Origin of the sequence: Phocaeicola vulgatus ATCC 8482 (genome assembly GCF_000012825.1) — a bacterium.
Lineage (GTDB): Bacteria > Bacteroidota > Bacteroidia > Bacteroidales > Bacteroidaceae > Phocaeicola > Phocaeicola vulgatus.
In genome coordinates this window covers 2,100,650-2,113,539 of the sequence record NC_009614.1, presented here as the reverse complement: position 1 = coordinate 2,113,539, position 12,890 = coordinate 2,100,650, and the positions used below count along the sequence as shown (strand labels likewise).

Below are 12,890 nucleotides of genomic sequence, written 5' to 3'. Positions count from 1 at the left end.
TATTAATTAATGTATAACGCCCTCTCGGGCTTTTTTGATTAAAATCCAACTAACTATTTTTTAAATACCTGTATAATTATGCGGTGTAATCACTCGCAGTTCCTTTTTAATATCTTCGCTTACATTTAGTGTTTCTATGAATTCTTTAATAGCCCCTTCTGTGATAGCTTGGTTTGTACGGGTCAAAGCTTTCAATGCCTCATACGGATGAGGATAGGCTTCGCGGCGCAAAATAGTCTGGATAGCTTCCGCCACCACACTCCAACAATTATCCAAGTCGGCATAGATTGCTTTCTCATTCAGCAACAGTTTACGCAGACCTTTCAACGAACTTTGGATAGCAATCACAATGTGACCGAAAGGTACACCGACGTTACGCAACACAGTAGAGTCTGTCAAGTCACGTTGCAAGCGGGAAACAGGCAACTTAGAAGAAAGGTGCTCCAAAATAGCGTTTGCCATACCTAGATTACCTTCAGCATTTTCGAAGTCGATGGGGTTTACTTTGTGCGGCATAGCGCTGGAACCGACTTCGCCCGCTTTAATCTTCTGTTTGAAGTACTCCATAGAGATGTACTGCCAAAAGTCGCGGTTCATGTCAATCATAATGGTATTGATGCGCTTCATGGCATCAAAGATGGCTCCCAGATTATCATAATTAGAAATCTGAGTAGTATATTCCTCACGTTCCAACCCCAGCTTCTCTGCCACGAACTGATTTCCGAATGCTTTCCAGTCATATTCGGGATAAGCTACATGATGTGCATTGTAATTACCCGTCGCACCACCGAATTTAGCCGTGACAGGACAAGCTTTCAATACAGCCAGCTGACGATTCAGACGATAAACGAAAACCATGATTTCTTTACCCAGGCGAGTAGGAGAAGCAGGCTGCCCATGTGTTTTTGCCAACATAGGGATATTTGCCCATTCTTCAGCGTATGTAGTCAACTGAGCAATCAGCTCTTCAATTTGCGGATAGTACACTTGTTCCAATGCCTCCTTTATAGACAAAGGTACAGAAGTATTGTTTATGTCCTGTGATGTCAATCCGAAATGAATGAATTCCTTGTATTCCTCCATTCCGCCCAACTTATCGAATTCTTCTTTGATGAAATATTCTACAGCCTTTACATCGTGGTTTGTTACACTTTCTATCTCTTTAATACGCTGTGCGTCAGCTTCTGAAAAATTCTTATAAATAGCGCGCAATGCATCAAAACGTGCATGATCAAAGCTTTTCAGCTGTGGCAACGGTAGTTCACACAGAGTGATAAAGTATTCAATTTCTACCTGCACACGGTACTTGATGAGTGCAAATTCAGAAAAATAAGAGGCCAAAGCTCCCGCTTTTCCTCTGTATCGACCGTCAATAGGTGATATTGCCGTGAGTAAATCGAGCTCCATATTATATTCTTTGATAATTATCAGACTGCAAAATTAATTCTTTTTCTTGAGTTTAACGGCCTGAAGATGCATAAAGTTTGCGAAAATGAAGATTTATTTCACAAATCCCTTTTTAGTCCATTTCAGACTGTTCCAACGCTGTACAAAGATAATACCACGAAGATTTTCATCCAGCACAAACGCACACCACATACCTACCAATCCCCATCCCCAATGAATGCCGAACAAGAAACCACAACCTACGGCAACACTCCACTGAACAACAAATCCTACATAAAACGGATAATTTACATCACCCGTTGCACGTAAAGCATTCGTCGCATAAATATTAATAGCCCGTCCCACTTCCAAAATCACATCAATAAACAGGATAATAGTACCCAGACGGATAATTTCCGGATTATCTGTCAACCAGCTAAACAAGGTATGCCCCATCAAAGCCCAGATACAGGATAAAACCAAAGAAACCAAAATAGAAATACGCATCACATATTTGCCTAACAGATAGGCAGCATGAATTTTCCTTTCACCTACCAGATGTCCGATACAGATGGCTCCGCCTTGTGCCATGGCAATAGCAAACAAATAAACGAACATCACTATATTCACCACATAGGTACGGGTAGCCAGCGCTTCATTCCCCAACATATTAATAAAATAGGTCAATACTACCTGAGAGAAACTGTAGGACATATTTTCTCCGGCCGAGGGGACTCCGATTTTCAACAGGTTTTTCAGCTCGACAAACGGGAAGGGGCAAAAATAGGATAACGGAAATCTGGGAATATGCTTGCGGAAAAGAATTACAAAAAGTATCACCATAGATACCCCTCGGGCAAATGCTGTAGAGATAGCCGCACCTTCCACTCCCAAAGCCGGCATGCCGAACTTACCGAAAATCAGCGAATAGTTACCGATGATATTCAGAATATTCACAACTACCGTTACCATCATGGGATAAACCGCTTTGTTAGCACTACGCAAAGAGGCAGAAATAGTCAGAGATATGGCTTGAAAAAAAGCGAATGCCCCTACTATCTTCATGTAACTCACTCCATATTCCATCAGTTCGGGACGAAGTCCCATCATAGATAGCAGAGAAGTGGCTCCGTAATGCAGAATAGCACTGACAAACAGGCCGAACACCAAATTGAGTATCAATGATACTCCCACCACCTGCACCATATTCTTGTGCATTCTTGCTCCCAAATATTGCGAACAGAGTACGGAAGTTCCTATATTAATCACCTCGAATATCAGGAAAGCAAACATGATGAGCTGGTTGACCACCCCGACGGCAGCCACACTATTGTCTGAATACTGACTCAGCATCACGGTATCTACCGCGCCCAGCATCATAATCAGCAATGTTTCAATGAAAATAGGAACCGCCAGTCTGGCAAGGTTCTTTCGTACACTTCTCGGTTCTTGAATTACGTCCACTTGTTACCCTTGATTTTCGGGGTGCAAAGGTACAGACTTTTCACGATGTAACGGTTTGATTTATATCAAGAAATACGAACTTAAGATTTTTACAAGGAGATAAACAGGAATCTGATCTTTTCTTTTTATCTTTAGAACCGAATCTTAAATCAACATATTAACATGAAAAAAGGACTCCTCTTGTTATCTGCAATTCTTGCATTGGGCTCCCTGTCTTCATCCGCCCAAAGAAGAACGGCTACCATGACTGATGAAGAAATGTACCTTGATGCCATGCATCGTAACATCACTACCGAAAAGATTTTCGGTTATGTAAAGCAACTTTCAGACCCGGCCTTGGAGGGACGACTCGCAGGTTCGCCCGGAATGGCTAAAGCTGTAGATATCGTAAAAGGATATTTTAAAGAGTGGAAACTAATACCTCGTGGTGAGAATGGTTCCTACATACAGCTATTCCCCCACCCTTGTGTAGAGATACAACCGGGAAGCACTATGGATATCCTATTTCCTGTCACCCAAGACAAGAAAAAAACTGTATGGATCTCCAAGACATACCCTTGGGCAGATGGTTGGTTTGCCGGAGGAATGACCAGTAACGGAGAAGTGACAGCCGATGTGGTATATGCCGGATTTGGCGTTACAGCACCCGAATTAGGATATGATGATTACAAAGACATAGATGTAAAAGGCAAGATTGTGCTGGTAGAGGGAGAAACACCCAATATAAGCCGTAACCCCGATTCACTGGCCATGTGGTACAAACATACTTTGCACCAAACCAAGCTGAACAACGCTGCAGCCCATGGTGCGGCAGGCTTGTTATACAAATGGGTTCCCGGTCCGAATGCCCCCTATAATCCGGGATTTGTCTATTGTCATGTTACAGACACTGTGGTCAATGATATTTTCAGGGGAACAGGCAAGACCTATAAAGAAACCATCCGGCAGATTTATAAGACTCAGAAGCCTGCCTCTTTCCATACCGGAAAGAGAGCCCACATCAAAATGAATGCTACCTATAATCCCAATGCTACTGGAAAAAATATTTTGGGCATGATCAAAGGCAGTGATCCTATACTATGCAATGAATATGTAATCATTTCCGCCCATCTGGACCACTTAGGAATGATTCCTTTCCTAATTGAAGGAGCGAATGACAACAATTCTTCCTCCGCTGCCATGCTGGGAGTAGCCGAAGCACTGGCAAAATCAAAGATAAAACCGAAACGCAGCATCATCTTTATGAGTGTGGACGGCGAGGAGGCCGGACTCACCGGAAGTACCTACTACACCAACCATTCCCTTGTGCCCCAAAACAAAGTGGTAGCAATCCTGAATCTGGAACAAGTGGGTGTAGGTGAGATGCTAGGAGCGAATTATCACTATAAATACCCCGAACTGGCTGAGCTATCAGAGAAAGCCAATGATAGGTATGTACATCGACGTCTGTTCACTAGTGAGACTCATTTCCTGACCCGCCCTCGCACAGACGGTGCAGTCTTTATGAAAGCCGGCTATCCATGTATAGACTTATGGGCCTTGGGAGGCGGTTATTACCATCATCCCAAAGATAACACCCAATCTATCAATCCCGATATCCTCCGAGCTGCAACCGAATGGTTATACTGGACTACAATTTTTATAGCAGACAAGTAACCGGATATAAGAAATCCCGGCGAGTCATCGCTCTGCCGGGATTTCTTTATCTAACCGATGTTGTGTATGTGTTGTCGTAGATGTGCTTGGTGTTGTGTCATTGTTGAGTCAGATATTCCTTATACATTTTTTCTATCTCCTTCATGGGAATATCCAATGTCTTCACTTGTCTGAAAAACTCAGGCAGGTCTTCATGCAGGAATGTATTTTTCCGTAAAGCAATAATCCGGTCTTTAGCCCCTGCCGATACAAAATAACCAATGCCGCGTTTATTGTGAATGATCTCTTGTCCCTGAAGGTAATCATACGTGCGGACCACCGTATTTGCATTCACCTCCACTGTGGCGGCGTATTCTCTGACCGATGGAATACGCTCTTCTTCCGTATATTGTCCTTGCAGGATTTCATCACATATCCGGTCAGCTATCTGCAAGTAAATGGATTTACTTTCTTTAAATTTCATAGCAAACGGAATTTGGGTTTAATAACTTGTGAACGGGTAAAGAGCCGGTAACTCAGCCACCAGTTGAACATGGTGAATGCACTGAAGAACGCCACCCCTAAGGAAAGTAACTTGTTTAATGTCACCCACTGGAAATTAGCTTCCAGCCATTCAGCGAAACTACGCATACCGTCATTGCCTACCCATGATATGATATGTACTGACAAGACCGAACACAGAATAGAAATAAGCATCAATGTACCCAATGTCTTGAAAAAAGGTTTCTTGTACCAATAACTCCCCCCTAGAATATAAAGTGAATGTGACCACACCAAGAAAGCCCATCCGCACAGCTCACCCAGCCAGTTCTGGTAGGACATATTCAAAGCGGATCCCGATCCCCTAAATACCTGTTCTCCATCTATAGCAGCCATAGAAAGAAGATGGTACAACACTGATTGATGGAATGCCTCGGGCAAATTAAACAAAGGAAGTACAAGATAACGCGTAATCTCTGCCAATGAAGCGGCAACTATAATGGCTGCGGCCATCCCTACCGTAACAATTAAAAATCGTGCTACAAATTTCTCTATCATAGTCGCCGGAAGCATCAGAAAAGCGATACGTTTTTCTTTTGTAATCATGTTTTCCATAATGTTGGCAGCATAAGCAATACTGGCAATACCAATGATAAAAACAAAGGTCCCCATTATATTAGAACAATAAGTAGTAAACGATATCTGAGAAGACCTACCAGAACTCATTGTCCACATATGAAGTATCATTACCAAGGCGAATGCAGCATAAATTCCTATCAAACGATAAAGATTCGTTTTCCAATTTTCCATAATCTCGCGTTTCATTACCATTGCAATACGCGAAAAGCTAAAGAAGTTATTCGTATCCATAATGTTTGTGTGTGTTACTTGTTAAACATGGTTTGCATTTTTTCTCTCTCTGCCAGCATAGCGTTGAATAATACTTCCAGATTCAAATTCGTTTCCTCATTCTCAGTGTTCGGGAAGATGACACTGTTTCCCTGGACGGACGGCTGGACATAGAGTGCTGTGTCCGTCGGTTCATTCATGCCTTGCTCTGCAAAATAGACTTTGTCACAGATGGTCTTTACCGATGCATTCAACAATACGCGGGTACCGTCAATAATAACCACATGATCCAGCAGGCTGTCAATATCTCTCACCTGGTGCGTAGAGATGATGACTGATTTTTCATCGGTCATGCCCGAAGCGATTACTTTACGAAACTGACTTTTAGAAGGAATATCCAATCCGTTGCTGGGCTCGTCCATTACCAACAAAGAGGTATTGGTAGCTAATGCAAAGCACATAAATGCTTTCTTCTTCTGTCCCATCGAAAGCTCGCCCAAATGAATATCTTCATTCATATCAAAATCACGAAGGCAAGTGCTCAAGAGTTCATTGCTGAAATTCGGATAAAACGGAGTATTCAGCTTCAAGTATTGTTTCAAACTGACTGATGGCAAAGCAAATTCTTCAGGCACTAGAAACATGTCCTGCAAAGTCAGGGGATAGCGCATGGAAACATCCACCCCTTTGTAAAGCACCCGTCCGGCCTGAGGACGAAGCAAACCTGTCATTAAATAAAGCAAAGTAGATTTACCTGTACCGTTCTTCCCTAAAAGGCCGTAAACTGAACCTTTGTCCAATGCTAGCGAGAAGTCATCAAAGACTTTCTGTTTTCTCTTTCCATAACTGAAAGACAAGTTCTTTACTTCAATCATCATTGTGTTTATGGTTTTATTAGTTATTTAGTGTATTAGTTGATTAGTACACTGTAAATGTATATAGTTTATTTGAATAAACAAGAAGAATGACTCATCTTTAACATTCATTAACCGTTAAACGAATTAAGCGGGCGGCAACCAAGTACTGTCCGCTCAACTCAAATGATAAATGAAAAAAAGAAGGACTATTTAATTCCTCCTAGTGCTTTAGTAGCAGTTTCGTTTCCAGGATCAATTTCCAATATCTTATTCCAATACAGTTTTGACTGGTTATAATCTTCTTTTACAAAATAATAATATCCCAAATAGCTGTTACATTCCACCAACACTGATTTAGTAGCATCAGGCTTCTGTTCCAGAATACTCAGTGCAGCCTCATAATAAGGCTTTGCCAATCCCTGAGTTGTTTCAGGATCACGCAAAGAATTAACACGGGCACGCCAGAAGTTTCCTAAATAGTTATCGGGAACTTTAGCAGCCACTTGTGCAAAAATAGTATCGGCTTCAGCTAGATAAAGTGGTTGCTTATCCTGATAAGCAGAATCAGTAGCCGCATAATAGTTCAAACGTCCATATAAAAACAGGTCACTAATATCCGGATCACCTTTCATTCCGCCCAAATAATTTTTATAAGCCTCTATGGCCTTCGGAAAATCACGTTCCTTTTCGTATACATCAGAGATATCTTTATAGATTTCCGTATGCGATTTGTCCATAGCCAGTGCTTTGTCGAACTGTGCCACCGCTTCATCATACTGCTTGTCAGCTTCCAGCAAACGGGCGAAATAAACGTAATCCAAATATACATAATCCGGATTACCGGGATTAGAAAAGAAAGTGGCGGCTGCTTCCAGTCCTTCTTTGTAATCCTTTAACTCCAGATTATCATACATCGCCAGACGTTTCAGCACATGATTTTCCGGAGCAAGTTCCAGACCTTTCTTTACCATATCCGAAGACTGCGCATAATCCTTATTCAGATATAGCAACATGGCATAGCGGGTATAGTCCTGTTCGGTAGGCGTACCTACTTTCAGATAACTTTCATAAGCTTCTTTTGCTTTGCCATACTGCCCCATCGTATAATATACATCGGCCAATTCCTTACTGATACGGTTATCGTCCGGAGCCTTAGTCTGCAAACGCATCAACATATCCAGTGACAGTTGAGGGTCTACACCTTTATATACCTGTGCATATTTAAAATAAGCTTCGCTGCAATTTTCATCCAGATAAATAGCCTGGTTATAATCACTGCTGGCTTTGTTCACATCATTTAGTTTCAATGCCACATCACCACTCAGCAGATAGGCTACAGCACATTTACTGTTCACATCTTTAGCGCGCTGTGCATATTCGGCAGCTTCTGCTGTTTTTCCCTGGTCCAGATAAGCCCGGCCTATCTCTACCAACAAGGAAGTATTCTTCTTATTTTTACCTTTCATCAGTTCATCAAAAGCCTCGGAGGCTTTTGCCGGATTCTCCTTTATCATCGTGGCAGCCTGTTTCACTTGGGGTGACCATTCGCTGCCTGCTGGTGTCTGTCCCCACATAGTTACGGCCAGGCACAGGCTCATCACGGTTAATACTAATTTTTTCATGGTTCTTCTTTTTTGTTCATTTATTATTCCTCTTTTACATCTACAATCCTCACAGCAGCCGTAGCAGGTACCAGTCCTGATTTCAAGATGATACGCTGTCCCCGGAAATCTGTCAGGAAAGAAGTCAGACCACTGGGCAGACCACTTTTAGGATCATTGAGTAAAATGTACACATTGCGAGTGAGCGGATACTGGTTCAAAGCCAGATAAGCTTGATAAGGCTTGAAACTATTTCCCACTGTAGCCGAATCCGCACGGCTGACAGCCATTATCCGAATGACGTCATTGAAAGAGAGTCGCGTACTATCCGCAGGATTTCCTATCCAGTTGACACCGATAACCCCTAAAGCTGCGGGATTCTTAGCCACATACGAAATCACCTCCGGATTTGTTTTCTGCGCCTTCAGGTCCTTCGACAAAGGCATACCGCCGCAGATCGAATCAAGTACATAATGTACGGTGCTCGAATTGGGATTATCAAATACCAGTTGGAGCTCACCCAAACGGGAAGCAGGATTCAACTGTTTCCAGTCAGTAACTTTCCCCGTCAGTATTTCTTTAAACTGGTCAACCGTAATTAATGAATCCGTATTTTGCTTGTTCACTATCAAGGCCAAACCATCTGTCGCCATCTTTACCGATACAGGAAAGAATTTCTTGTCATTAAGATAGGCTGTTTCCTGCCTGGTGAGTTGCCGGGTGGTTATAGCCAGACGTACACTATCCGCCAGCAAAAGTTTCATGGCTTCCACTTCGCTGCAATAAATGGGATGCACGGTGGCATCCGGTGTCAATGCATAAAACACCTGTAACTCCTCTTCTATAATGGGACGGAAAGTTTCGTCCACCGCTATCGTTATAGTGCCAGAGGTCAACGTATCGTCTTCCCCCGGTTTGGGTTTGTTGCCGCAGCCCGAAAGCAGCAGCAACGAAGCAGCCAATAATGCAATATACAGCTTCATCATCATATATAGATATTATTGTAGCTTAAAAGTTATAGGAACGGTATAGTACACGGGAACATTACGTCCGTTCTGTCTTCCCGGAATCCACTTCGGCAATGACTGGATCACCCTGATGGCTTCCTTGTCGCAATACGGGTCCAGAGAACGCATCACCTTCACATCCTTTACGTCACCTGTAGCCGAAACCACAAAGCGGACAAACACTTTACCCTGTATTCCTTTTTCCTGCGCAATGGTAGGATAATGCAAATTCTTTGCTATAAAAGACAGCAATTCTCTATCACCACCCGGGAACTGAGGCATCTGTTCTACCATAGTATATGTTTTTTCTTCTGCTTCGGGGGCTTTGGTTATCACTTCTTTCAGTTCAGCAATATCTTTACCGTTCAACTCATCATTACCTTTCACATCGGCAATAGAGATAGCCACTTTGGTCTGAGTCAATTCTTCCTGACTCTTTATCTCTTCATCATCACGCACTTCTTCATCTTTTTTGATGACAGGAGCTGTAAATTTGATAGAGCTTTTCAGAGCAGGAGGCGGAGCCACCGGTTCCACTTTCTTGAACTCTTCCTGTTTCACTTCGGGTTCTTCCAGTTGTGACAAGGTAGTCACCTCTGTCATCACCTCTTTCTGCTTCGGGGTTGCCAGTTTTACCAATGTCGGTATACTGAAACCTATGGCAGCAATGATCACTACAATTACCATTGCCCACGTGTGGCGTTTAGGTGAATTGGCACGCATCTTATAGGCACCGTATGCCTTGTTCTTACCTTGGAATATCAGTTCACACCATTCAGGTGAGGTCAAATCTATTTTTGCCATTTTCTTTTCCTCCTTTTAAATGTGTGTTACTATTCCGCAATGTCTTTACTCAGATCGCCCTTCGTATCATAGTTCTTGATCAAGAACTGATCTGCATCTGCGATGTCTGTAATTACATACTTACCTATATTGCATATTTGCATTTCATCTAGAGCATCAATCAGATTCTTGTATGAAGAGTCATCCGTTGCTTTAATAATAACAGTCGGGGTATCCTTTCCGCTTTTTATTTCAGCCAGTTTTTTCGTATACTCCTCCTCTGATATCTTTAGATCAGCTTTCTGTTTTTTCAGATCGTTTACTTCACGAACTGCCGCCGAGTTCTTTTTAAGAAGAATGGAACGCAGACCATCTGCATTATAGGAAGTTTCCTTCAGCGATGTATAGTCTTTATAATTAGGTTCTCCTTCATAATAATACAATTTATCTCCTCCGGCCAGTAACAGGGTAATTGCTTGTGAAGCCTTCACCTTGCTCTGCTGCTCTTCAGTGATGTTCTTGTCATTGCTCGGCATACTTATTTCCATCGTCTGAGGTTTGCTCAGCGTGGTACACAGCATAAAGAAAGTAATCAGCAACATGTTCATATCCACCATAGGCGTAAAGTCTACGCGGACAGTCATCTTTTTTTGCTTCGAACCCTTTCCTTTTTTGCTGCTTTCTTGTACTTCAGCACTCATAATTATTCGGTTTTATTTATCAGAAGTAGTCTTCAGAGAAGTAATCAGATTGTACCGGTTCTCTCTGAGGTCCTGAAGTGAGTTCATTACGTTTTTAATCACAGCGTAGGGAGTTGACGCATCAGCTTTGATAGCAATACGTAAATCAGGATTCACCTGACGAGCACTGCGTACCCATGATTTAAACTGATTATCTGTACTGTCACAGGGGATACCTTCATTTTTCAACAGTTTATCCTGCTGGTCGGAAGGCAGATCCAGATATTTCTGCATGCTTCTCATCGGGACACCAAATGTAGAAGCTGTCACAAATTTCTTCTCCTGCTCAGGAGTAAAATCAACTCCGTACTCCTCACCCATTTTCTCCAATACGGCCTTCATGTCGGGCTGTTTGTCGAGGCTCATAAATATTTTCCCTTGCGGGTCCACCAGAATCTGAAGGATATTCGTTTCCGGAATCTTGATTTCAGAAACGGAGGCTGGAGTAAACACCTGTACCGGCTCCTTCTTTACGAATGTTGAAGTCAACATAAAGAAAGTAAGCAGCAACACAGTGACGTCACTCATGGCCGTCATATCTATGAACGTACTTTTCTTTTTAATCTTTGCTCTACCCATAGCAGTTTATTTTAAAGGGTTGGCACGATTATTTATGAGAAGCCGCAAAGGTCTGTACAATAGAGAAACCTACTTCATCGAGGCTGTAAGTCAATTTATCAATCTTATTAGTGTAGTAGTTATAAGAAATAACCGCCAATGCACCTGTCAAGATACCGAATGCCGTATTGATCAACGCCTCGGAAATACCTTGTGACAAAGCCATGGAGTCCGTACCACCACCGGCAGACAAAGCTGCAAATGAACGGATCATACCAATTACCGTACCGAGTAGTCCCATCAAGGTACCCAATGTGGTGATTGTACCGATAACAGGCAGATTCTGCTCCATCATAGGGAGCTCCAGTGCAGTTGCTTCTTCCAATTCTTTTTGAATGGCCAGTACTTTCTGGTCCTTGGAAAGTGTCGCATCGTTTTCCACGTCGGCATACTTTCTTAAAGTCGAAGTAACTACATTGGCTACAGAACCGCCTTGTTTATCACATAGCTCTTGTGCCTTCTTCATATCACCAGCGGCCAGGGTAGATTTAATATTAGCGACGAATTTCACCAGCGAACCTCTGCCAAAAGCAGACCGGATGGCTAAATAACGCTCAACGCTCAACGCTATGACGGTGAGCAACAGGGTCTGGATAATGGGCACCACTACACCACCTTTGTAAATTGTTCCCAGGAAACTGCCCGGCAACGGATGGTTATTAGGGTCATTATTCATAAAGTTGGATGGATTCCCCAATATGAAGTGATAGATACAAACTGCAATGATAAAGCAGCATATAATTACCCAACCCGCATTTTTAATACCTACAATCTTATTAGTAGTTTTATTTTGAATAGTTTCCATGATATATGTTTTAATTAATCGTTATAGTTAAATGACAATTCTATACCAACCCCGACACTCTGCAGGGCGCCGGAGAAGGTGAAACAACTAAATTTATAACGATTAATTAAATCAAAATGCGTCTCAGCGTGAACACGAAATAATGACATGCCGGAGACACACAATGAATGGGATTAGACGGAAAGATCTTAGCGCGGTCAGTTGCCAGTATTTCTTCCCGTAGTGAAAAACGACCTATGAGAATTTTTAAGAAGTTCTGTTGAAGTTCCTCTGCTCTGCGGATACGGAGATCGTCGGGCATTAGTTTCGCTAATACCTGCTGTTGCCCTGTGAGTAAAGAGTGGGTGAAAGACATGGTATCCAATGTACCATGATCAGATGCCATATTATCTTGATGTTCTGTAGTAGTAGCATATCTGTCAATAGCGGAAGAAACAACATCTGCATCGACTCCCTGATAATTAAACATTAAAAGCAGGACTATTAATCCTATTTTGACGATAAGCTTCATTTTGGCTACTAGTTTCGAAAGATTCTCGGTTTATATTATTGAAACAATTCTATTGTTTTTTTGTTCACGCAGACCTAAAAATTATTCAAGTTCAAGTGGTAAATATATTCGATAATCATAAAGAAATTATGAA

General features: G+C 42.2%; 13 protein-coding genes. 1 reads left to right on the top strand and 12 read right to left on the bottom strand.

The window, feature by feature from the left end:
- Positions 1-60: 60 nt before the first annotated feature.
- Together purB and BVU_RS08260 are read right to left on the bottom strand one after the other, a co-directional pair.
- Positions 61-1,407, bottom strand: coding sequence for an adenylosuccinate lyase (purB, locus tag BVU_RS08265; protein ID WP_005839180.1), 1,347 nt, complete (start codon positions 1,405-1,407; stop codon positions 61-63).
- A 93-nt stretch (positions 1,408-1,500) separates the two neighbouring features.
- Positions 1,501-2,766, bottom strand: a complete 1,266-nt coding sequence (locus BVU_RS08260; RefSeq protein WP_229056157.1) for an MATE family efflux transporter — start codon at positions 2,764-2,766, stop codon at positions 1,501-1,503.
- A 246-nt stretch (positions 2,767-3,012) separates the two neighbouring features.
- Here BVU_RS08260 and BVU_RS08255 point away from each other — a divergent pair, with 246 nt between their 5' ends.
- Positions 3,013-4,506, top strand: a complete 1,494-nt coding sequence (locus BVU_RS08255) for a M28 family peptidase (RefSeq protein ID WP_011965243.1) — start codon at positions 3,013-3,015, stop codon at positions 4,504-4,506.
- 97 nt (positions 4,507-4,603) lie between these two features.
- Here BVU_RS08255 and BVU_RS08250 read toward each other — a convergent pair whose 3' ends face one another.
- From BVU_RS08250 to BVU_RS08205, 10 genes are all read right to left on the bottom strand, one after another.
- Positions 4,604-4,969, bottom strand: a complete 366-nt coding sequence (locus BVU_RS08250) for a GntR family transcriptional regulator (RefSeq protein ID WP_005839174.1) — start codon at positions 4,967-4,969, stop codon at positions 4,604-4,606.
- A complete protein-coding gene (locus BVU_RS08245; RefSeq protein WP_005839172.1) occupies positions 4,966-5,856 on the bottom strand; it encodes a hypothetical protein in 891 nt (296 codons plus the stop codon). The genes BVU_RS08250 and BVU_RS08245 overlap by 4 nt, the downstream gene beginning before the upstream one ends.
- A 14-nt stretch (positions 5,857-5,870) precedes the next feature.
- Positions 5,871-6,713 carry an ABC transporter ATP-binding protein gene (locus tag BVU_RS08240; RefSeq protein ID WP_011965242.1) on the bottom strand — a complete coding sequence of 281 codons (843 nt, stop codon included), beginning with the start codon at positions 6,711-6,713 and terminating at the stop codon, positions 5,871-5,873.
- A gap of 185 nt (positions 6,714-6,898) precedes the next feature.
- Positions 6,899-8,314: a tetratricopeptide repeat protein gene (locus BVU_RS08235; RefSeq protein WP_005839167.1), complete on the bottom strand. Its 1,416-nt coding sequence runs from the start codon at positions 8,312-8,314 to the stop codon at positions 6,899-6,901.
- Between the two features lie 23 nt (positions 8,315-8,337).
- A complete protein-coding gene (locus BVU_RS08230) occupies positions 8,338-9,282 on the bottom strand; it encodes a PstS family phosphate ABC transporter substrate-binding protein (RefSeq protein ID WP_005839165.1) in 945 nt (314 codons plus the stop codon).
- A gap of 9 nt (positions 9,283-9,291) precedes the next feature.
- Entirely contained in the window at positions 9,292-10,104 is an 813-nt protein-coding gene (locus BVU_RS08225) for an energy transducer TonB (protein ID WP_005839163.1), read from the bottom strand.
- 29 nt (positions 10,105-10,133) lie between these two features.
- On the bottom strand, positions 10,134-10,784 hold the full coding sequence (locus BVU_RS08220; protein ID WP_005839162.1) for an ExbD/TolR family protein: 651 nt from the start codon (positions 10,782-10,784) through the stop codon (positions 10,134-10,136).
- Between the two features lie 12 nt (positions 10,785-10,796).
- Positions 10,797-11,402, bottom strand: a complete 606-nt coding sequence (locus tag BVU_RS08215; protein ID WP_005839160.1) for an ExbD/TolR family protein — start codon at positions 11,400-11,402, stop codon at positions 10,797-10,799.
- A gap of 28 nt (positions 11,403-11,430) precedes the next feature.
- Positions 11,431-12,246, bottom strand: coding sequence for a MotA/TolQ/ExbB proton channel family protein (locus BVU_RS08210; protein ID WP_005853661.1), 816 nt, complete (start codon positions 12,244-12,246; stop codon positions 11,431-11,433).
- 106 nt (positions 12,247-12,352) lie between these two features.
- The gene (locus BVU_RS08205) at positions 12,353-12,757 is read right to left on the bottom strand and encodes a hypothetical protein (RefSeq protein WP_011965241.1); all 405 of its coding nucleotides are present in this window, start codon (positions 12,755-12,757) and stop codon (positions 12,353-12,355) included.
- Positions 12,758-12,890: the final 133 nt, after the last annotated feature.

Coding starts and splice junctions, on each gene's coding strand:
- purB (WP_005839180.1), bottom strand. CDS start 1,407: ATGGAGCTCGATTTACTCACGGCAATATCACCTATTGACGGTCGATAC.
- BVU_RS08260 (WP_229056157.1), bottom strand. CDS start 2,766: ATGATGCTGGGCGCGGTAGATACCGTGATGCTGAGTCAGTATTCAGAC.
- BVU_RS08255 (WP_011965243.1), top strand. CDS start 3,013: ATGAAAAAAGGACTCCTCTTGTTATCTGCAATTCTTGCATTGGGCTCC.
- BVU_RS08250 (WP_005839174.1), bottom strand. CDS start 4,969: ATGAAATTTAAAGAAAGTAAATCCATTTACTTGCAGATAGCTGACCGG.
- BVU_RS08245 (WP_005839172.1), bottom strand. CDS start 5,856: ATGGATACGAATAACTTCTTTAGCTTTTCGCGTATTGCAATGGTAATG.
- BVU_RS08240 (WP_011965242.1), bottom strand. CDS start 6,713: ATGATGATTGAAGTAAAGAACTTGTCTTTCAGTTATGGAAAGAGAAAA.
- BVU_RS08235 (WP_005839167.1), bottom strand. CDS start 8,314: ATGAAAAAATTAGTATTAACCGTGATGAGCCTGTGCCTGGCCGTAACT.
- BVU_RS08230 (WP_005839165.1), bottom strand. CDS start 9,282: ATGATGATGAAGCTGTATATTGCATTATTGGCTGCTTCGTTGCTGCTG.
- BVU_RS08225 (WP_005839163.1), bottom strand. CDS start 10,104: ATGGCAAAAATAGATTTGACCTCACCTGAATGGTGTGAACTGATATTC.
- BVU_RS08220 (WP_005839162.1), bottom strand. CDS start 10,784: ATGAGTGCTGAAGTACAAGAAAGCAGCAAAAAAGGAAAGGGTTCGAAG.
- BVU_RS08215 (WP_005839160.1), bottom strand. CDS start 11,402: ATGGGTAGAGCAAAGATTAAAAAGAAAAGTACGTTCATAGATATGACG.
- BVU_RS08210 (WP_005853661.1), bottom strand. CDS start 12,246: ATGGAAACTATTCAAAATAAAACTACTAATAAGATTGTAGGTATTAAA.
- BVU_RS08205 (WP_011965241.1), bottom strand. CDS start 12,757: ATGAAGCTTATCGTCAAAATAGGATTAATAGTCCTGCTTTTAATGTTT.